The sequence below is a fragment of the Pseudomonas sp. SJZ103 genome (assembly GCF_007828335.1).
Lineage (GTDB): Bacteria > Pseudomonadota > Gammaproteobacteria > Pseudomonadales > Pseudomonadaceae > Aquipseudomonas.
The window spans coordinates 392075-410375 of sequence record NZ_VIUN01000002.1 but is presented as its reverse complement, the minus strand read 5'-3'; the positions used below and the strand labels follow the sequence as shown (position 1 = coordinate 410375).

Genomic DNA, 18301 nt, shown 5'->3' with positions numbered 1-18301 from the left:
AGAATTTTCTCGTTCCCACAGCAACGCCCTCGGAATCCGCACGGGGCGGACTCCATGGGCGGTATCAAGTATCAGGCGGCTTCTTTGGTCGCGGCGGTCGTCAGAATAGTCAGCAGGCTTTGTGCGTGCTCGGCAGCATCCCGGCCAAGGCTGGTCAGATAACCGCCATCTGGCTGGTCGATCAAGTCTTTGTCATACAGGCGCCGGGCAGCAGCGATGGCAGTGGGAGCGGCGGTCTGGTGGACTTTCAGACCTTCCTGGGAGCTACCCAGGTTGAAGAGTGCAAGGATTTCCAGTTCGGCAACCAACTCAGGGGTATACGACATAAGGACTCCAGACTTTCTAAAATTTATTAGAGGCTAGCAGACCATAAGGTGAACGCACTTTGCCGAACTGTCCAGCGTGTTGCGGTGTGCCGGGATTATTCCTTTTCGGGAGGCAGCTCAGGCAGTGCCCGCAGCGCTGTTTCATACCATTCGGTATTGAATGCGCGGTCATCATCCAGCATCGCGTCGATCTCGAAAGCCAACACATGAGCCATGAGATTCAGGATCTCCTCACGCTCATAACCCACCAGAGTCAGTTTGTTGAAAGTGGCCTTGGCGGCAGGTGGGTTGTCGCTTTCGATCTGGTTTTCGATCGCTTCGATCAAGGTGTTTTCGGTGAACTCTTCTTCGTCGCTGTCGATATCGGTCGGCTCGCTCATGGCAGGCTCCTCAAGGAAAGGGCGCCAGTCTACCCCCATTCAGGCAGGTGATGCTGCTGGCCAGGCGGGCTATAACGCTTGCAGCGGCTTCATGTTCAGCGTGAACCTCGCCTGTGCGGTGGGCGAGAAGCTGTTTCTGGAGAGGCTGCCTGCCATGCCCAATGCGCAGAAGGTGGCGGCGGACAGGGAAGCAGCGATGCCGGCGTTCATGGCGATGAATGCGGCCAAAAAGTGATCAAGTGTGTGAGGGGGGCTTGCCCCCCTCACACATTTTTTTAGCGACTGGCGAGCAGGGCCTGGCCGCGCAAGACGGCTGCCTTCACCTGCGCCGGCGCGGTACCGCCCACGTGGTTACGGGCATTCACCGAGCCTTCCAGGGTCAACACGGCAAACACGTCCTGTTCGATCTGGTCACTGAACTGGCGCAGTTCTTCCAGGCTCATTTCCGCCAGGTCCTTGCCGGTGTCCACGCCGTACTTCACCGCATGGCCAACGATCTCGTGGCAGTCGCGGAACGGCAGGCCACGGCGTACCAGGTAGTCCGCCAGGTCAGTCGCCGTGGAGAAACCGCGCAGGGCCGCTTCACGCATGATCGCATGCTTGGGCTTGATCGCCGGGATCATGTCGGCAAACGCGCGCAGCGAATCGCGCAGGGTGTCGGCGGCGTCGAACAGCGGTTCCTTGTCTTCCTGGTTGTCCTTGTTGTAGGCCAAAGGCTGGCCTTTCATCAGGGTCAGCAGGCCCATCAGTGCGCCGAATACACGGCCGCTCTTGCCACGCACCAGCTCGGGCACGTCGGGGTTTTTCTTTTGCGGCATGATCGAGCTGCCGGTGCAGAAGCGGTCCGGCAGGTCGATGAACTGGAATTGCGCACTGGTCCACAGCACCAGCTCTTCGGAGAAACGCGACAGATGCATCATCGCAATGCTGGCGGCGGCGCAGAATTCGATGGCGAAATCGCGGTCCGATACGCCGTCCAGAGAGTTGCCGCCGACGGCGTCGAAGCCCAGCAGTTGTGCGGTGTACTCACGGTCGATCGGGTACGTGGTGCCGGCCAGGGCGGCGCTGCCGAGCGGCATGCGATTGGCGCGCTTGCGGCAATCCACCAGGCGCTCGTAGTCGCGGCTGAGCATTTCGAACCAGGCCAGCAGGTGGTGACCGAAGGTCACCGGTTGTGCGGTTTGCAGGTGGGTGAAGCCGGGCATGATGGTGTCCGCCTCACGCTCAGCCTGCTCCAGCAAACCTTTCTGCAAGCGGGTGATTTCGGCCAGGATCAGGTCGATTTCGTCGCGCAGCCACAGGCGGATGTCGGTGGCCACCTGATCGTTACGGCTACGACCGGTGTGCAGTTTCTTGCCGGTCACACCGATACGGTCGGTGAGGCGGGCCTCGATGTTCATGTGCACGTCTTCCAGGTCGACACGCCAGTCGAACGTACCGGCTTCGATCTCACCGCGGATGGTGGTCAGGCCATCGATGATGCTGTCGCGCTCGGCGTCGGTCAGCACGCCGACCTTGGCCAGCATCGTCGCATGGGCGATGGAGCCCATGATGTCGTGGCGGTACAGGCGCTGGTCAAAGGTGACGGAGGCGGTGAAGCGGGCGACGAAGGCGTCGACGGGTTCACTGAAGCGGCCGCCCCAGGACTGGTTGGTCTTGTCGGTGCTCATGGATTCGCTCGTGGTCTGCTTATTAAGAGGCATGAAAGTGTGGCGGCGATAATAACAGGGTTGCCCTTGGAGGCGGTGCTGCGGGTCGTCGGCATTTTTATTTGTGCAAAGGATGGCTAAGTGCCTTGCCGCCGACCGCGTCCAGGACGAGACTGGAGGCAGCTGCTTATTGATACGATATTTGACGATTGAGCAATATCGTCTCGGCGAGCGTCTACAGTTGGACTGATAGTGTGTGAATGCACCAAAGTCGGGTAATGCGGTCAGAGCCTGACTATCCATTTAAAAGGGGGGTATTCGGATTGTGCATCAGCAAACCCTACGACGATGCCCGAAGGCAGCAGGTCTTGGGCGCTATTGAACAGGTCCGGGTAAATATGGGTGCCGCTGTCAGGGCACTTTTTGCCGCTCGCGCTAGTCTTAGCGTGGATCGCTGTGACGCAAGTCACCGCACCTGTCTACGCTATCCTTGTGCGAGACTCACGCAGGAATCCAGCGCTATATGAATGTCCTGATCGTTGATGACGAACCCCAAGCCCGCGAGCGACTGAGCCGTTTGGTCAGTGATCTCGAGGGTTATACAGTCCTTGAACCGAGTGCCACCAGCGGAGAGGAGGCGTTGACGTTGATCGACAGCCTCAAGCCGGACGTGGTGTTGCTCGATATCCGCATGCCGGGCCTTGATGGCCTGCAAGTTGCCGCCCGACTGAGTGAGCGCGAATCGCCACCCGCCGTGGTGTTATTTGCGGCGCAGGAAGAGTTTGCCGCGCAGACACTGGAGGCCAGTGGTGTCAGCTTCGTGGTCAAGCCGGTGACTGCCGAAGCCTTGCTCAGGGCCCTGAAGAAAGCTGAACGCCCCAACCGCACCCAGCTTGCTGCCCTGACCCAGCCGGCCGCCCAAAGTGGTAACGGGCCGCGCAGCCATATCAGTGCCCGCACACGCAAAGGCATCGAGCTGATCCCTTTGAACCAGGTGGTCTACTTCATTGCCGATCACAAGTACGTGACCTTGCGACATGAGGCCGGTGAAGTGTTGCTAGATGAGCCGCTCAAGGCCCTTGAGGATGAGTTCGGTGACCGCTTCGTGCGTATTCACCGTAACGCGCTAGTGGCCCGCGAGCGGATCGAGCGCCTGCAGCGCACGCCCCTCGGGCACTTTCAGTTGTTCCTCAAAGGGCTTAACGGGGATGCGTTAATTGTCAGCCGACGCCATGTCGCCGGCGTGCGCAAGATGATGCAGCAGCTTTAGCCCGGGGGTTTTGGCGAGACTGTATTCATTATCCCGGTGCGACGTGGCCAGGGAGGCCCCGCACTTGCTGATTCAAATCAAAGCGTATTTGCCTGAGCTGTTATTATCTGCCGTATCTATTCAGTACGGATTGATCCATGTCCTCTCGCGAAATCCGCATCGCCACCCGTAAAAGCGCCCTGGCCTTGTGGCAGGCCGAATACGTCAAAGCACGCCTTGAGCAGGCCCATCCCGGCCTCAAGGTGACCCTGGTGCCCATGGTCAGTCGCGGCGACAAGCTGCTGGACTCGCCGCTGTCGAAGATCGGCGGCAAGGGCCTGTTCGTCAAGGAACTGGAAACAGCGCTGCTGGAAAACGAAGCCGACATCGCTGTGCATTCAATGAAAGACGTGCCCATGGACTTCCCCGAAGGCCTGGGCCTGTTTTGCATCTGTGAACGTGAAGACCCGCGTGATGCCTTCGTTTCCAACACCTTCGCGTCCTTGGATGACTTGCCTCTGGGCAGCATTGTCGGCACCTCCAGCCTGCGTCGCCAGGCACAATTGTTGACCCGTCGTCCGGACCTGCAGATTCGCTTCCTGCGTGGCAACGTCAACACCCGCCTGGCCAAGCTCGATGCCGGTGAGTATGACGCGATCATCCTCGCTGCCGCCGGCCTGATCCGTTTGGGCTTCGAAGACCGCATCACCTCGGCCATCAGCGTCGAAGACAGTCTGCCTGCTGGTGGGCAAGGCGCCGTGGGCATTGAATGCCGCACCGCCGACAGTGAAATCCACGCTCTGCTCAAACCCCTGGATCACCACGATACTGAAGTGCGCGTCACGGCCGAACGCGCCCTGAACAAGCACCTCAACGGTGGCTGTCAGGTGCCGATCGCCTGTTACGCCGTGCTCGAAGGTGAAAACCTGTGGCTGCGTGGCCTGGTTGGGGATCCGGAAGGGGGCACTCTGCTGACTGCCGAAGTCCGTGGTCCGCAACGTGATGCCGTCGCCCTGGGTGTCCAGGTGGCTGAAGAGCTGTTGGACAAGGGGGCTGGCGCCATTCTGCAAAAGGTCTACGGCGAGGCCGGCCCGCAGTGACCGACTGGCGAGTGCTGCTGACACGGCCTGCCGAGGAATCGGCGGCCCTGGCGGCGGCGTTGTCCGAAGCCGGTATCTTCAGCAGCAGCCTGCCTTTGCTGGACATCGAGCCGTTACCCGTTACCCCCGAACAACAGGCCATCTTCGGCGATCTTGGCCGCTATTGTGCGGTGATCGTGGTGAGCAAACCGGCCGCGCGGCTTGCCGTGCAACAGTTGGATCAAGCCTGGCCGCAACTGTCGTGGTTCAGCGTCGGTGCGGCCACCGCGCAGGTCCTGGCTGATCACGGCCTCTGCGTTCACTATCCCCAAACCGGCGACGACAGCGAGGCCTTGCTTCAATTGCCTGCGTTGCGCGAGGCTATCGCACGGCCCGGTGCGCGGGTTTTGATCCTGCGCGGCGAGGGGGGGCGGGAGCTGCTGGCTGAGCGTTTGCGCGAGCAAGGTGCTAGTGTCGACTACCTGGAGTTGTATCGCCGTTTCCTGCCGACTTACGACACGGGTGTACTGACCCGGCGCATCCAGTTGGAACGCTTGAACGGCCTGGTGGTCAGCAGTGGGCAGGGTTTTTTGCACCTGCAAGCCTTGGCCGGACCCGATTGGCCACAGGTGGCACAGCTGCCGTTGTTCGTGCCCAGCCCCCGAGTCGCCGAGATGGCGCGGGCCGCTGGCGCAGAAAAAGTTGTGGATTGTCGCGGCGCGAGCGCCGCGGCTTTGTTAGTGGCGTTACGGAGTCATGCCGTTCCCACTCTCTGATACGCAAAGGACGGATACGTGAGCGAAACAGCCTTGCCTAAAGATGAAACCCAACCCGCACTTGATGCGCCGGTTGAGTCACCGGTCACCGCGCCGCGCCGCGGCAATGGCCTGGCAGTTGTCGCCCTGCTGCTTGGCGCTGCGGGTGTTGCCGCCGGCGGTTGGGGGATCTGGCAGGTCCGTGCCCTGCAAGCCAGCAGCCAGCAGCAGTTGGGCCAGGTACAGACCCTCGATGACCAATCCCAGTCCCTCAAGCAGAGTCAGCAGCAGTTGGCGGCGCGCTTGGCGCAGTTGCCGGGCGCGGATGAGCTGGAGGAGCGCCGTCGCCTGGTGGCCCAGTTGCAGGGTGACCAGCAGCGCTTGAGCCAGCGCCTGGAAACCGTGCTGGGTGCCAGCCGCAAGGATTGGCGCTTGGCTGAGGCCGAACACTTGATTCGCCTGGCGAGTTTGCGCTTGTCTGCCTTGCAGGACATCAACAGCGCCCAGGCGCTGGTCCAGGGTGCCGACGAGATTCTTCGCGAGCAAAGCGATCCAGGCTCCTACGCTGCCCGCGAACAGTTGGCCAAGAGCCTTGCCGCGTTGCGCAGTACTGAGCAGCCGGACCGCACCGGGCTGTATCTGCAATTGGCGGCCTTGCGTGATCAGGTCGTGCAACTGGCGGCCATTGCCCCCGAGTATCAACTGACCGAGCCCGCATCCCAGGGGCGCCCGAGCACCGATACCGACAACCGATGGAGCCAGTGGTGGGAACAGATCTCCCGCTACTTCCGCATCGACTTCAACCCTGATGACAACATCCGGCCGCTGCTTGCCGGCCAGGGCTTGAACCAAGTGCGCCTGGCCCTGAGCCTGGCCCTGGAACAAGCGCAATGGGCGGCGCTCAATGGTGAGTCGGCGGTGTACAGCCGTTCGCTGGGTGAAGCACGCAGCGTGTTGCAGGACAACTTCAACCAGGACAACCCGCAGAGCAAGGCGATGCTGGCGCGTATCGCCGAGCTTGAGCCCAAAGCTGTCTCGGTAGTGACACCCGATTTGGCGGCGAGCCTGGCCGCAGTGCAGGCGTACCTCGAGCGTCGTCATTTGTCTGCTGACGAAGCCAAGGCAGCGTCCACGCCGGCGGCCACGTCGGCGAAGCAGGAGTAGAACCGATGAAGCGTTTCTATGTGATCCTGGTGCTGGCGATTGCAATCGCCCTGGCACTGGCTGTGGGCATTTCGAAACACACCGGCTACGTGCTGATTACCTACCCTCATGTGCTGCACTACGAGTCGAGCCTGTGGGCTACCGTGGTTGCTGTGTTTGTCTTCGGCCTGGCCATCTACTTGATCCGCGTATTGTTGAGCCTGGTCACCACCTCGGGTGGCGTGGTTAACCCGTGGTCGCGACGTAACCGCAGTCGCCGCGTGCAGATTGCCATCGAACAGGGCCAGATGGACCTCGCCGAAGGCCGTTGGGCCAGTGCGGAACGTCACCTGCACCGTGCCGCCGAAGCCGAGCGCCAGCCATTGCTGTACTACCTGGGCGCGGCCCGGGCGGCGAATGAGCAGGGCCGTTATGAAGAGTCGGACGGTTTGCTTGAGCGCGCTCTGGAGCGTCAGCCCCAAGCCGAGCTGGCGGTTGCCTTGAGCCATGCGCAGTTGCAGTTGGACCGTGGCGACACTGACGGCGCGCTCACCACCTTGCAGGCCATGCACGAGCGTCATCCCCACAACGGCCAAGTGCTGCGCCAATTGCAGCGCCTGCACCAGCAGCGTGGCGACTGGTCGTCGGTGATCCGCCTGTTGCCGGAGCTGCGCAAGGACAAGGTGTTGCCTGCCGGCGAATTGGCCGAACTGGAGCGTCGTGCCTGGGGGGAGAACCTGAGCCTGGCGGCCCAGCGCGAAGAGCAGGGCGAAGCCGGCTTGCAATCTCTTGAGCGGGCTTGGCAACAACTCACTTCCGCCCAGCGCCAGGAGCCGCAACTGGTCTTGGCCTATGCCGAACAACTGCGTCAATTGGGCGCCGATACCAAGGCGGAGGAGGCGTTGCGCGGTGCTATCAAGCGCGGCTACGACAGCCACCTGATTCGTCTCTACGGCCTGCTGCGCGGCAGTGACCCGGCCCGGCAATTGAAATTTGCCGAAGGCTGGCTCAAGGACCATCCGGGCGATGCCAGCCTGCTGTTGACGTTGGGTCGTCTGTGCCTGCAAAACAGCCTGTGGGGCAAGGCGCGGGATTACCTGGAAAGCAGCCTGCAGGTACAGCGTAATCCCGAGGCCTGTGCCGAATTGGCGCGGCTGTTGGCCCAGTTGGGCGACACTGAGCGCAGTAACCAACTGTTCCAGGAAGGCCTGGGCTTATTGGATAACCGCTTGTTGGCGTCTCCGCTGCCAGCTCCTGCCCGAGTTTGATGTAGGAAAGAAGTCGAGGGCTGGCTCAGATCCGTCTGACAGCCAGCCCTTCAATGCTGCGCATATGCCGGCCCTGAGAGGCTTTGAAGCATACTCCTACGCTAATGCGCTTCAAGTCTTCCATCCTCTGACGGGATGTCCCTACGTTCTCACGGAATCGTCTGCTCTGGCGCGTATTGAAAGGGGTCAGGCCTTTCCTCTAACGTAACGACCTACCTCTCGCGATGCGGATAAAGCATGTCTTTGGCCCCTTCACGCTCCTTGTTTTTCCTTGCGTTCATGGCGGGTGCGCTGACGTTGGGTGCGTCCTTCTATCTTGAGTTCGGTGCCTCGTTACGCCCTTGTTTCCTGTGTCAGATGCAGCGGGCCTTTCTGGCTGCCTTCACGCTGATCAATCTGGTCGCCGCCCTCCACAACCCCAGGCGCTCCACTTTTTACCTGTATGGGTTTACGAGCATGGCATGTGCGTTGTTGGGTGCCATCACCGCCGTACGGCAGGTGCTGCTGCAAAATGCCGCACCGGATCAAGCCGCCGATTGTTGGCCCAGTCTCAGTCACATGATCGAAAACCTGTCGCTGTGGCAGGCGTTGCAATTGACGGTCAAAGGCACTGTCGATTGCATGGAAATAAGCTGGACGCTGTTTGACCTGAGTCTTCCCGAGTGGAGCCTGCTGTTCTTCCTGGGCATGTTGATCCTCGGTGTCATGCAGTTTTCCCGACTGTTTTTGAGTCGTCCGTTGCGCTCAGCAAGGCGCTGAGCGGAGGCCGCAGTTTGTAGGAAGGGATTAAACACTTGTATGAACTTTCTCTCCTGCGTACCTTGAAGCCATAGTCGTGGGGGCATAATCTGGCCCGCACGCGTTATCGAAACCGTTTGTCAGACGCGGCCTTGTCCCGCTGCTGTTTTATCCTTGAAGTGTTGCGTGGGCATCAGGCGGCAGCGCCCCTATAGGGAAGAGAGATCATCATGCTGGAAAGTTGTCAGAATGCTCAGGAACGCTGGGGTGGGGTGCACAAGCTGATCGACAGCTGGTTGAAGGCACGTCACGAACTGGTTCGGGCCTTTGATGCTCTTGGCGCCAAGCCCGAGGCGCTGGCTGAGAATCGCAAGCCGTTGCAGGAGTTCTGTGAAGTGTTGGTGGACTATGTGTCTGCTGGCCATTTCGGTGTCTACGAGCAGCTGACCAAAGAGGCGGAAGCCTTCGATGATAAGCGTGGTCTTGACTTGGCCGAGACTATTTATCCGCGCATCGATGTCATTACCGAGAAACTGCTGGCGTTCACCGACCTGTGTGATGCCGGCCAGTGCGTTGCTGAGAAATTCAAGGAGTTGGGTGGCCTGCTCCATGAGCGTTTCGAACTGGAAGATTGCCTGATCGAAGTGCTCCACAACGCTCATAAGGAAGAAGCTGCCACTCAGGCTTGATCATTGCTGGCGAGATAAAAAACGGTGCGCATGGCGCGCCGTTTTTTTATTGGGTCAGTGACGGGTGTCGAGCAATTCGATCTCGAATATCAGAGGCGTATAGGGCGGGATCAACTCACCGGCACCGTCGGCACCATAGGCTTGGGTCGATGGGATCACCAGGCGCCATTTGGCCCCGACCGGCATCTGCTGCAACGCGCTGCTCCAACCACTGATCACACTGTCCAGGCGAAACCACTGGGGTTGTGTGCTCTGATCGAAGACCGTGCCATCGGGCAATCGCCCAACGTAGTTCACTTGAACCTGATCATTCGCGCCAGGCTTGTTACCACTGCCGGGTGTCAGTTCCGTGAGCAGGATTCCATCGGCCAACTCGCGTACCCCTTTCGCGGCTTTTTCCTTGGTTAAAAACTGCTGCTCGGCGGCGAGCGCCTGTTCACTTTTTGGGGTTTGGACGTCGGCTTCGGCCTGTGCCTCATGCTGGGCAAGAATCTGTTCGATGCGCGCGTTATCCAACACCAGCGGCTTGCCTTGATAGGCTTGTTTGAGGCCGTCGATCAAGGCCTGGATCTGCAGGCCCGGGACTTCCTGGCGCAGACGCTCACCGAGGCTGGCGCCCAGGCTGTAGGCGAGGTCGTGCTGGTCTTGGGGCGTGGTTTTTGACGGTGATTGCTCGCTCGCATTGGCCGCAGAAATCGCCAGGCCCAGCACAAGAAAAAGGTAACGCGACATGGGCATTCTCCTGCCGAAAGTGCGACGGATTATGCCAGTGCCGGTGCGTAAAAAGTGCCGCTTGTTTTCGTTATATCGATAAGAATTTTCGCACGTTGCAACGCAACGCAAACGATACTGTCAACATGCCCTAGCGGCGGTAAGAGCAGAGGGCTAGTATGAGCCGCACCCACGTCAGCCAGGAGGTAAACCATGTCGGCCAAACAGAAGCCTGTAAATACCCCGTTGCATTTACTCCAACAACTTTCGGGCAGCTTGCTCGAACATCTGGAAAGCGCATGTTCCCAAGCGTTGGCCGATGCAGAAAAACTGCTCGCCAAGCTGGAAAAACAACGCGGTAAAGCGCAAGAAAAGCTGCATAAATCCCGCACCAAACTGCAAGACGCTGCTACTGCCGGCAAGGCCAAGGCACAAGCCAAAGCCAAAGACGCGGTAAAAGAACTCGAAGACCTGCTGGATGCTCTCAAGGATCGTCAAGCTGAAACCCGCACCTACATTTCCCAACTCAAAAAAGATGCTCAAGAAAGCCTGAAATTGGCCCAGGGCGTTGGTCGTGTGAAGGAAGCCGTAGCGAAAGTGCTGGGTGCTCGTGCACCGGCTAAAGCTGCCGCCAAGCCAGTTGCCAAAACTGCTGCTGCAAAAACAGCCGCCAAGCCAACTGCCAAAACCGCTGCTGCAAAACCAGCCGCCAAGCCAGCTGCCAAAACTGCTGCTGCAAAACCAGCCGCGAAGCCAGTTGCCAAAACCGCTGCTGCAAAACCAGCCGCGAAGCCAGTTGCTAAAACCGCTGCTGCAAAACCAGCCGCGAAGCCAGTTGCTAAAACCGCTGCTGCAAAACCAGCCGCGAAGCCAGCTGCCAAAACTGCTGCTGCAAAACCAGCCGCGAAGCCAGCTGCCAAAACTGCTGCTGCAAAACCAGCCGCGAAGCCAGTTGCTAAAACCGCTGCAGCAAAACCAGCCGCGAAGCCAGCTGCCAAAACTGCTGCTGCAAAACCGGCCGCGAAGCCAGTTGCCAAAACCGCCGCTGCAAAACCAGCCGCGAAGCCAGCTGCCAAAACCGCTGCTGCAAAACCAGCCGCCAAGCCGGCTGCCAAACCTGCTGCTGTCAAGCCAGCCGCCAAGCCAGTTGCAAAGCCTGCTGCTGCAAAACCAGCACCGGCCAAGCCAGCTGCACCTGCTGCAACCCCCGCAGCGTCCACCGCTCCAACCGCATCGGCCAGCAGCACTCCTGCACCGGTAGCGCCAGGCACCACCCCAACCAGCGCTTCCTAAGTGCCGGTGATCATGACGCGCAGCTGCTGCAGTGCGTCATGGTCAAGGTTGGCGGCATCCTCAGCCGCCAGTCCTTCCAACCACCTCTGTTGAGTCGTCTCCCCTTTCGGCCATGCCTGCGCCAACGCTTCCAGGCGCGTCAGCAATTGCCGTTCGGCATCCAGTTCCAGGGCTTTGACCCGCTCGCGTAACGCCGCCAGGGGCTCATCCTGTTGCGCCATGGCGCGCCATTGCACACGCAACTGCCGCAACGGTTCGATCACCTGTGCCTGCCACGGACGGGCCAGCTGTTGAAGCGTTCGCATACGTTCAGGCTCAAATGCCGCACCCCGCTGTTCCAGCCACGCGCCGCAAAGCAACAGGCACACGTCCGCCCCTTGCTCTTGCAAGCGCAGGCAGACGGTTTCGACGCCCGGCCGGGCGTAAGTCGAGAGGGCAAAGCTCCACAGGTCAGCGCACATATTCACACCCAAGCCAGCGGCCAACGAAGCTGGTAGACTCCGCCGCCATTATGATCCGACTTCAAAGCCTAACATTACAGCGTGGCCCGCAACGTCTTCTCGAAGACGCCGAGCTGACCCTGCACGCCGGTCACAAAGCCGGCCTGATCGGTGCCAACGGCGCCGGCAAATCCACGTTGTTCGCCCTGCTGCTGGGTGAGCTGACCCCTGATTCCGGGGACTGCTTGCTGCCGGCCGACTGGCGCATCGCCCATATGCGCCAGGAGATCGACACCCTGGACCGCATCGCGATCGACTACGTCCTCGATGGCGACCTGCGTCTGCGCCAGGTGCAACACGACCTGGCCGAAGCCGAGAAAGCCCAGGACGGCGCCGCCCAGGCCCGCCTGCATGCGGAACTCGACAGTGCCGACGGCTACACCGCCGACGCCCGCGCCCGCAAGATGCTCGCCGGCCTTGGCTTCACCAACGAACAGATGGACCGCCCGGTCGCCGACTTCTCCGGTGGCTGGCGCATGCGCCTTAATTTGGCCCAGGCGCTGATGTGCCCCTCGGACCTGTTGCTGCTCGACGAACCGACCAACCACTTGGACCTCGATGCGATCCTGTGGCTGGAAGACTTCCTCAAGAGCTATCAGGGCACCTTGCTGCTGATTTCCCACGACCGGGATTTCCTTGACGCCGTGGTCGACAACATCGCCCACGTCGAACAGAAGAAAATCACCCTCTACCGTGGCGGCTACACCGCGTTCGAACGTGCGCGTGCCGAGCGCCTGGCCCAGCAGCAGCAGGCGTTCGAGAAGCAGCAGGCGCAGCGTGCGCACATGGAAAGCTACATCGCCCGGTTCAAGGCCCAGGCCACCAAGGCCCGCCAGGCCCAGAGCCGGATCAAGGCCCTGGAGCGCATGGAAGAACTGTCGGCGGCCCACGTCGATTCGCCGTTCGACTTTGTGTTCCGCGAGTCGGTGAAGATCTCCAGCCCCTTGCTGGATCTTTCGGATGCCCGCCTGGGTTATGGCGAGAAAACCATCCTGGAGAAGGTCAAGCTGCAGCTCACCCCGGGTGCACGCATTGGTTTGCTCGGCCCTAACGGCGCGGGCAAGTCAACGCTGATCAAGAACCTCTCGGGCGAGCTGCAACCCCTGGCCGGTCGCCTGACCCGTGGCGAGAACCTGGTGGTGGGCTATTTCGCCCAGCATCAGTTGGACTCCCTCGACGCCAAGGCCAGCCCGTTGCTGCACCTGCAACGCCTGGCGCCGACCGAGCGCGAGCAAACCCTGCGCGACTTCCTCGGTGGCTTTGACTTTCGTGGCGCGCGCATCGATGAGCCGGTGCTGAACTTCTCCGGTGGCGAAAAAGCCCGCCTGGCCCTGGCGCTCATTGCCTGGGACCGCCCGAACCTGCTGCTGCTCGACGAACCGACCAACCACCTCGACCTGGAAATGCGCCTGGCGCTGACCATGGCCTTGCAGGAGTTCAGCGGTGCGGTACTGGTGGTGTCTCACGATCGCCACTTGCTCAAGAGCACCACCGACAACTTCCTGCTGGTAGCGGATGGCAAAGTCGAAGAGTTCGACGGTGACCTGGACGACTACGCGCGCTGGCTCACGGATTACCGCCTGCGCAATGCGCCGGTCAGCAACACCCCGGTCAACCCGGACAAGACCGACAAGAAAGCCCAGCGCCAGGCCGCTGCCGCACTGCGCCAGCAGTTGGCACCGCACAAGCGCGAAGCCGACAAGCTTGAGGCCGAGTTGGGCAAGGTGCACGAGCGCCTGGCCAGGATCGAAGCCAGCCTGGGTGACAGCGCCGTGTACGAGGCGGCACGCAAGGATGAGCTGCGCGACCTGCTGGCTGAACAGGCCAAGCTCAAGGTCCGCGAAGGGCAATTGGAGGAAACCTGGATGGAAGCCCTCGAACTGCTGGAAACCCTGCAAGCGGAGCTGGAGGCGCTGTCCTGATGGAAGCCTTGCAACTGCCGTTGCCTGCGCAATGGATCGAGCCTGTATGGATCGGCGTGCAAATCCTGCTGATCCTGCTGGCCGGCTACCTCGCCCAGCGGTTTGTCGCCAAGGGCCTGACACGCCTGGGTGAGCGCTACCCGTTCCCGCCGCAATTGCTGATGCCGCTGCGTGGTGGATTGCGTTGGCTGATCATGGGCAGTGCGTTGATCTTTGTGCTGGGCCGGCTGGGTGTGTCCGCCACGGTATTGTGGACCGCACTGTCGGGGTTTGTCGCGGTGGCGGCAGTGGCGTTCTTCGCCATGTGGTCGGTGTTGTCCAACCTGCTGTGCGCGATCCTGATCTTTACCGTCGGGCCATTTCGCCTCGGTGACATCGTCGAGTTGGTGGATACCGTCGACAAGCCAGGAGTGAAGGGCAGGGTAGTGGCGATCAACTTGCTCTACACCACGCTGATCGAAGTGGAAGCAGCAGGCACCGACAGCGCCATCGTACAGGTGCCCAACAGCTTGTTCTTCCAGCGCTCGGTGCGGCGTTGGCCAGGTACCCATGTGTTCTCGGGCGACCGCTAGCGTTTACATCCTGTAAAAATCTATAGCCAGCCTCTGGTCGGCGGAGTTAGCTTAAGGCACAACAATCGCTGACTCTTTCCCGAGGTGTGCAATGGCACTCGACACGTGGCTGGCCTTTTTCCTGGCAAGTTGGATCATCTCCCTGTCCCCTGGCGCCGGCGCCATCGCTTCAATGTCCAGCGGCCTGCAATACGGTTTCCTGCGCGGTTACTGGAACGCCATTGGCCTGCAACTGGGCCTGGCAATGCAGATTGCCGTGGTGGCGGGCGGTTTGGGTGCCATTCTGGCGGCGTCGTCGACCGCGTTCTATGCGATCAAATGGTTTGGTGTGGCGTACCTTGTGTACCTGGCCGTCAAGCAATGGCGTGCCTTGCCCATGGACATGGCCGATGACGCGGCGATACGCCCGCTCGGCAAGCCGATGGCGATGATGTTCCGGGGTTTCCTGGTCAACGCCAGCAACCCCAAGGCGCTGGTGTTCATGCTCGCGGTGCTGCCGCAGTTCGTGAATCCGCAGGCGCCGCTGCTGGTGCAGTACCTGATCATCGGTGCGACGATGATCAGCGTCGATATGGTCGTAATGGCGGGGTATACGGGGTTGGCGTCCAAAGTCCTGCGCCTGTTGCGCACGCCCAAGCAGCAGAAGCGCGTGAACCGTACGTTTGCCGGGTTGTTCGTGGGGGCTGCGGGTTTCCTGGCCAGCTTGCATCGCGCAACGGCGTAAACCTCGGAACCTCTGAAGAAACCGAATTAAAAGTGTGGGAGGGGGCTTGCCCCCGATGGCGGTGTCTCAGCTACAGCTAAGCTGACTGACACCCTGCTATCGGGAGCAAGCCCCCTCACACATTGGTTATGTGTTTCCAAAGGATTACCCTTCAGCGCAGGATCTTCGGCGCTTCATCCCTTGGCAGGTTATTACGCAACGCCGGCTGGCCAGGCTCTTGATAGCCGCCGCCCAACTGTTCCGCCAGTTGCCGTGCCACGTCCTCACCCAGCGCCTTCGATACCTCCTTCACCACGCGCGGCCGGTTCAGGCTCACGCGTATGTCGCGGCTGTTCACCAGCTTGGTGTCCTGGCCTTCGCCCATGGCGGTAAACGCCGAGGTGATTTCGTAGGTGCGGGTGTTGATCAGGCTGAAATCCGCCACCAGCGTCAGGCCCAGCACCGCCGAGTAGCTGTTGGTGTGGTCCAGGGCGTTGATGTCCTGGGTGAAGTCGATGTCTGACAGCGTGCCGAACAGCACGTAGTCCGCGCCCTTGAAGTTACCGGCCTTGATGCGCTTGATCACGTCATAGACGTCACCTTTGGCATCGGCGGTGTAGGGCGTGCCCTGCACCAGCTGGAACTGGCGAGACTTGAGGATTTCGCCCTTGATATCACCGCTGAATTTACGCAGCTCGGTCTGTTCGATGTAGCTGCTACGGCTCTCGTACTCGCTGTAGTTCGATGCACCGCTGGCGTTGTAGCTGCTTGCCTGGAAGTTGTTGCTGGCCGAAACGTGGTGGATGTACTCCTCGACCCGCGCCTGGTAGGCCAGGTCAGTCACCGCGATTTTGGGCGCGGCCGAGGCGCCAAAGGCGCACAGCAGGCCGATCAAACCAATCCATGCACGCATCGCTTAGCGCTCCGTGGTCTTGCGGATTTCTTTTTCGTCCATCCATTCAGCCAGGCCGCTCTCGACGTCGATCAGCTGCAGGCTGAACTTGTAGAACACGTCCTTGTAGTCCGAACTGCGCTTGACGATGGAGCTGATGGAGCCTTCCAGGCGGTACTTGGCGGCGACCATGTTGCCGGTTTTGCTGACGGTGGACTTCTTGTACAAGCCGCTCTGGTTCTGAAGCTTGAGCTGGTCGACCTGGCTCTGCATGTCGGTGTTGTCACTGGCGAAGCGTGCGGTGCCGGTCTTCATCAGTTGGGTCTTGATCGACGTGGTGATCTCACGGGTATCGATGTACTCGCTGGTCTTGTTCTTTACGTCATACACCTGCACCACCGGGCGGCCTTGCAGGATGCCGGACTGGGCCAGGGAGCGGGTCATGCTTTCGGCAATCATCTGCAGGTCGGTGGAGCCGAACTCGTTGGTCACCAGTTCCACGGCCTTGGTGTCGCCGTAGCTGATATTTTTACCGCCCAGTACCGGGGAGGTGTTCGCGCAACCGCTGGCCAGGACGGCAACCACGGCGAGAATCGAGAAACGTACAAACATGGGGAAATCTCTCAGCAGCAAAAAGAATGAACGGCTCAAGGGGTTTTGACTTCAAGGCGGAAGTCCGCGGCCTGGGGCACATTGGCAATGGCGGGCAGGAAGGTCGCCTGGTTGGCGTACAGGTTCAGCACCTTCCAGGGCTCTTCATCGCCTACGGGGAAACCATCGGCGCCCAGCCAGGCGAAGCGGTAATACATCATCTGGTTACTGCTGGTGATGTTGCTCAGTTGCACCTTGGCGGTAAGGAAACCGTTCTCGCGGGCCACACGAATGGCGCCGACCGCGATGCCCTTGAACTTGCCCATCACCACGATTTTGCTCGCAGCACTGCCAGGTTCCGGTGGTGGCGGGGTGGCGCAGCCGGCAAGCAGGACCAGCGCCAGGGCGCCGAGGATGAAGTGACGCATAGCGTGCTCCTTAAGGTTGTTTGAGGGTGGCAATGGCCTGGGGCGGATTGTTCGGCACCACATGGGCGGCCAGGCCACCGGCGAACACCTGGTTGCCGACCACGCGCAGCGTGATCACCTGGTAGCGTTGATCAGCCTTGATCGTCACCCGCGTGCCACCCAGGGCGTTGGGCAGGCTGACCTGGTGCTCGCCGCGCTTGAGGCGCAGGCGGGACACTTGGGTCATGTCCGGCAAGGTGCGCCAGGTGCGGGTGTCGGCGCCCTCGGTTACGGCCGAGGCGATACCCAGTACCAGGCCTGCCATGGGGTTGGTCTTGTTCAGGTTGTTCTGCGCCACACCACGGGTTACCGCACGCACGGTGGTGCGCAGAATGATCCCTGGCATGTCATCCCGCAGGGCGCGGCGGGACATGGCAGTGGTGCTGTTGAGCGCCGTGAGGTTCTGTTGCTGGCCATCGACACCGATCTGGGCGAAGGTCGCCGTGGAGGTGTCGGCCTTGATCACCGGGAACGACAGCGGGGTGATCACCAGGTTGCCATTGATCGGGATGGGCAGCGGCAGGCGGATCGAGTCGCGGGCGGGTGCGAGACCGCTCTGCACCACGATCAGCACGTCGGTTTCATCGGCGCCGACCTTGGATTTATCCAGGTCGAGCAACGCTTTTTCCAGCAGTGGTGTGTTAGGACGCAGCTCGACGGCCTTGCGATAACCGGGGGCGGCCAGGTCTTTTTCGCCCAGGGCTTCGTAGACGAAGCCGGCCAGGTAATGGCTGAACGCACTTTGGTAGCTGTTCTTCAGGCCGACCACTTCCGGCGCGTCGAGGGCTTGCACCGGGTAGCCGTGCAGGTCCTTGAGCTGGGTGGTCACGCCCTGGCGCTCGGCGTCGTCTTCGCGCTTGAGGTATTCCTTGTCGCGCAGGTCGGCGATCACCGCTTCGCGTTCGTGGGTCTTCTTGATTTCGGTGCGTGCACCGTCGAAGTCGTTCAAGGCCAGCAGGTTCAGGGCCATCTGCGTGGTCAGCATGACTTTTTCGTAGTCATAGCCTTCGTAGCGACGCACCTTGTCGTTGGCCAGGAAGCTGCCGAACTGGGCTAGGTACTTTGCGCCGTCGAACTTGACCGACTCTTCCCACTTGTAGACTTGCAGGTCGGCGCTGCGCCAGGCGGTCTGGCTGCCGGTCAGGTCGCCCTTGGCCCGCAGCAACTCGCCCTTTTCGAAGAAATACAGCAGGTCTTTGTCTTCGCCGGTGTTGTTCTTTTCCAGCAGGGTCAGGGCGGCGTCGACATTGCCGGTGGCCAGTTGCTGGTTGGTAGCTTGCAGCTCTGAGTCGTAGCTGCGGAACATTGAACAGCCGGAGAGCAAGGTGACTGCCGCGAGCGTGAGCGGAGTTAAGGCGCGAAAAGCCATGTGAC

General features: G+C 60.8%; 21 protein-coding genes and 1 pseudogene. 13 read left to right on the top strand and 9 right to left on the bottom strand.

The features are described 5' to 3' along the window. Positions 1-71: 71 nt before the first annotated feature. Both FBY10_RS07175 and FBY10_RS07170 read right to left on the bottom strand, forming a co-directional pair. Positions 72-326, bottom strand: a complete 255-nt coding sequence (locus FBY10_RS07175) for a TIGR02647 family protein (protein WP_145337429.1) — start codon at positions 324-326, stop codon at positions 72-74. Positions 327-421: 95 nt separating this feature from the next. Further along, positions 422-706 carry a hypothetical protein gene (locus FBY10_RS07170; RefSeq protein WP_065926681.1) on the bottom strand — a complete coding sequence of 95 codons (285 nt, stop codon included), beginning with the start codon at positions 704-706 and terminating at the stop codon, positions 422-424. Between the two features lie 91 nt (positions 707-797). Here FBY10_RS07170 and FBY10_RS07165 point away from each other — a divergent pair, with 91 nt between their 5' ends. Continuing rightward, complete coding sequence (locus tag FBY10_RS07165; RefSeq protein WP_371920964.1) at positions 798-941, top strand: hypothetical protein; 144 nt, start codon at positions 798-800, stop codon at positions 939-941. 40 nt (positions 942-981) lie between these two features. On the opposite strand, the gene argH is transcribed toward FBY10_RS07165, so the two are convergent. Continuing rightward, the gene (argH, locus tag FBY10_RS07160; RefSeq protein ID WP_131697616.1) at positions 982-2376 is read right to left on the bottom strand and encodes an argininosuccinate lyase; all 1395 of its coding nucleotides are present in this window, start codon (positions 2374-2376) and stop codon (positions 982-984) included. 389 nt (positions 2377-2765) lie between these two features. Here argH and FBY10_RS32125 point away from each other — a divergent pair. The 8 genes and pseudogenes from FBY10_RS32125 to rsd all read left to right on the top strand — a co-directional run. Further along, positions 2766-2882, top strand: a pseudogene (locus tag FBY10_RS32125) (sensor histidine kinase); the annotation flags it as partial. Next, the gene (locus tag FBY10_RS07155) at positions 2879-3625 is read left to right on the top strand and encodes a LytTR family DNA-binding domain-containing protein (RefSeq protein WP_131697615.1); all 747 of its coding nucleotides are present in this window, start codon (positions 2879-2881) and stop codon (positions 3623-3625) included. The pseudogene FBY10_RS32125 and the gene FBY10_RS07155, both read left to right, overlap by 4 nt. Before the next feature lie 137 nt (positions 3626-3762). Next, a complete protein-coding gene (gene hemC, locus FBY10_RS07150) occupies positions 3763-4704 on the top strand; it encodes a hydroxymethylbilane synthase (RefSeq protein ID WP_131697614.1) in 942 nt (313 codons plus the stop codon). Next, positions 4701-5459: a uroporphyrinogen-III synthase gene (locus FBY10_RS31675; protein ID WP_145337430.1), complete on the top strand. Its 759-nt coding sequence runs from the start codon at positions 4701-4703 to the stop codon at positions 5457-5459. The genes hemC and FBY10_RS31675 overlap by 4 nt, the downstream gene beginning before the upstream one ends. 18 nt (positions 5460-5477) lie before the next feature. Next, a complete protein-coding gene (locus tag FBY10_RS31670) occupies positions 5478-6602 on the top strand; it encodes a uroporphyrinogen-III C-methyltransferase (protein WP_145337431.1) in 1125 nt (374 codons plus the stop codon). 5 nt (positions 6603-6607) lie between these two features. Then, entirely contained in the window at positions 6608-7849 is a 1242-nt protein-coding gene (locus tag FBY10_RS07140) for a heme biosynthesis protein HemY (RefSeq protein ID WP_145337432.1), read from the top strand. A gap of 237 nt (positions 7850-8086) precedes the next feature. Beyond that, on the top strand, positions 8087-8608 hold the full coding sequence (locus FBY10_RS07135; protein WP_131697612.1) for a disulfide bond formation protein B: 522 nt from the start codon (positions 8087-8089) through the stop codon (positions 8606-8608). Between the two features lie 209 nt (positions 8609-8817). Further along, positions 8818-9276: a sigma D regulator gene (gene rsd, locus FBY10_RS07130; protein WP_131697611.1), complete on the top strand. Its 459-nt coding sequence runs from the start codon at positions 8818-8820 to the stop codon at positions 9274-9276. 54 nt (positions 9277-9330) lie between these two features. Here the strand turns inward: rsd and FBY10_RS07125 are convergent, their stop codons facing one another. Further along, positions 9331-10008: an FKBP-type peptidyl-prolyl cis-trans isomerase gene (locus FBY10_RS07125; protein WP_145337433.1), complete on the bottom strand. Its 678-nt coding sequence runs from the start codon at positions 10006-10008 to the stop codon at positions 9331-9333. Positions 10009-10200: 192 nt separating this feature from the next. Here FBY10_RS07125 and FBY10_RS07120 point away from each other — a divergent pair, with 192 nt between their 5' ends. After that, positions 10201-11280 (top strand): AlgP family protein, encoded by a 1080-nt coding sequence (locus tag FBY10_RS07120; protein ID WP_145337434.1) that lies wholly within the window; start codon positions 10201-10203, stop codon positions 11278-11280. Here FBY10_RS07120 and FBY10_RS07115 read toward each other — a convergent pair. Next, the gene (locus tag FBY10_RS07115) at positions 11277-11741 is read right to left on the bottom strand and encodes a TIGR02444 family protein (protein WP_145337435.1); all 465 of its coding nucleotides are present in this window, start codon (positions 11739-11741) and stop codon (positions 11277-11279) included. The two genes, FBY10_RS07120 and FBY10_RS07115, sit on opposite strands and share 4 nt — an antisense overlap. 50 nt (positions 11742-11791) lie before the next feature. On the opposite strand from FBY10_RS07115, the gene FBY10_RS07110 reads away from it, so the two are divergent. The 3 genes from FBY10_RS07110 (at position 11792) to FBY10_RS07100 (ending at position 14998) form a co-directional block, all read left to right on the top strand. Continuing rightward, positions 11792-13702, top strand: a complete 1911-nt coding sequence (locus FBY10_RS07110) for an ATP-binding cassette domain-containing protein (protein WP_131697607.1) — start codon at positions 11792-11794, stop codon at positions 13700-13702. Beyond that, a complete protein-coding gene (locus FBY10_RS07105) occupies positions 13702-14274 on the top strand; it encodes a mechanosensitive ion channel family protein (RefSeq protein ID WP_145337436.1) in 573 nt (190 codons plus the stop codon). Before FBY10_RS07110 ends, FBY10_RS07105 begins: the two co-directional genes overlap by 1 nt. A 91-nt stretch (positions 14275-14365) precedes the next feature. Beyond that, complete coding sequence (locus FBY10_RS07100; protein ID WP_131697605.1) at positions 14366-14998, top strand: LysE family transporter; 633 nt, start codon at positions 14366-14368, stop codon at positions 14996-14998. Positions 14999-15149: 151 nt separating this feature from the next. Here FBY10_RS07100 and FBY10_RS07095 read toward each other — a convergent pair whose 3' ends face one another. Genes FBY10_RS07095 through FBY10_RS07080 form a run of 4 tightly spaced genes read right to left on the bottom strand, consistent with a single transcriptional unit; the run spans position 15150 to position 18296 of the window. Beyond that, on the bottom strand, positions 15150-15890 hold the full coding sequence (locus tag FBY10_RS07095; RefSeq protein ID WP_145337437.1) for a penicillin-binding protein activator LpoB: 741 nt from the start codon (positions 15888-15890) through the stop codon (positions 15150-15152). Positions 15891-15893: 3 nt separating this feature from the next. Then, complete coding sequence (gene lpoB / locus FBY10_RS07090) at positions 15894-16481, bottom strand: penicillin-binding protein activator LpoB (RefSeq protein ID WP_131697603.1); 588 nt, start codon at positions 16479-16481, stop codon at positions 15894-15896. Positions 16482-16516: 35 nt separating this feature from the next. Continuing rightward, positions 16517-16888: a YcfL family protein gene (locus tag FBY10_RS07085; RefSeq protein WP_145337438.1), complete on the bottom strand. Its 372-nt coding sequence runs from the start codon at positions 16886-16888 to the stop codon at positions 16517-16519. A gap of 10 nt (positions 16889-16898) precedes the next feature. After that, the gene (locus tag FBY10_RS07080; RefSeq protein ID WP_145337439.1) at positions 16899-18296 is read right to left on the bottom strand and encodes a COG3014 family protein; all 1398 of its coding nucleotides are present in this window, start codon (positions 18294-18296) and stop codon (positions 16899-16901) included. Between the last annotated feature and the right edge of the window lie 5 nt (positions 18297-18301).

Bases quoted from the DNA above. Each gene is read 5' to 3' on its own strand.
- FBY10_RS07175 (WP_145337429.1), bottom strand. From the start codon at position 326: ATGTCGTATACCCCTGAGTTGGTTGCCGAACTGGAAATCCTTGCACTC.
- FBY10_RS07110 (WP_131697607.1), top strand. From the start codon at position 11,792: ATGATCCGACTTCAAAGCCTAACATTACAGCGTGGCCCGCAACGTCTT.
- FBY10_RS07120 (WP_145337434.1), top strand. From the start codon at position 10,201: ATGTCGGCCAAACAGAAGCCTGTAAATACCCCGTTGCATTTACTCCAA.
- rsd (WP_131697611.1), top strand. From the start codon at position 8,818: ATGCTGGAAAGTTGTCAGAATGCTCAGGAACGCTGGGGTGGGGTGCAC.
- FBY10_RS07125 (WP_145337433.1), bottom strand. From the start codon at position 10,008: ATGTCGCGTTACCTTTTTCTTGTGCTGGGCCTGGCGATTTCTGCGGCC.
- FBY10_RS07170 (WP_065926681.1), bottom strand. From the start codon at position 706: ATGAGCGAGCCGACCGATATCGACAGCGACGAAGAAGAGTTCACCGAA.
- FBY10_RS07105 (WP_145337436.1), top strand. From the start codon at position 13,702: ATGGAAGCCTTGCAACTGCCGTTGCCTGCGCAATGGATCGAGCCTGTA.
- FBY10_RS07165 (WP_371920964.1), top strand. From the start codon at position 798: ATGTTCAGCGTGAACCTCGCCTGTGCGGTGGGCGAGAAGCTGTTTCTG.
- FBY10_RS07155 (WP_131697615.1), top strand. From the start codon at position 2,879: ATGAATGTCCTGATCGTTGATGACGAACCCCAAGCCCGCGAGCGACTG.
- FBY10_RS07080 (WP_145337439.1), bottom strand. From the start codon at position 18,296: ATGGCTTTTCGCGCCTTAACTCCGCTCACGCTCGCGGCAGTCACCTTG.
- FBY10_RS07095 (WP_145337437.1), bottom strand. From the start codon at position 15,890: ATGCGTGCATGGATTGGTTTGATCGGCCTGCTGTGCGCCTTTGGCGCC.
- FBY10_RS07115 (WP_145337435.1), bottom strand. From the start codon at position 11,741: ATGTGCGCTGACCTGTGGAGCTTTGCCCTCTCGACTTACGCCCGGCCG.
- FBY10_RS07085 (WP_145337438.1), bottom strand. From the start codon at position 16,888: ATGCGTCACTTCATCCTCGGCGCCCTGGCGCTGGTCCTGCTTGCCGGC.
- FBY10_RS07100 (WP_131697605.1), top strand. From the start codon at position 14,366: ATGGCACTCGACACGTGGCTGGCCTTTTTCCTGGCAAGTTGGATCATC.
- lpoB (WP_131697603.1), bottom strand. From the start codon at position 16,481: ATGTTTGTACGTTTCTCGATTCTCGCCGTGGTTGCCGTCCTGGCCAGC.
- FBY10_RS07140 (WP_145337432.1), top strand. From the start codon at position 6,608: ATGAAGCGTTTCTATGTGATCCTGGTGCTGGCGATTGCAATCGCCCTG.
- argH (WP_131697616.1), bottom strand. From the start codon at position 2,376: ATGAGCACCGACAAGACCAACCAGTCCTGGGGCGGCCGCTTCAGTGAA.
- FBY10_RS07135 (WP_131697612.1), top strand. From the start codon at position 8,087: ATGTCTTTGGCCCCTTCACGCTCCTTGTTTTTCCTTGCGTTCATGGCG.
- hemC (WP_131697614.1), top strand. From the start codon at position 3,763: ATGTCCTCTCGCGAAATCCGCATCGCCACCCGTAAAAGCGCCCTGGCC.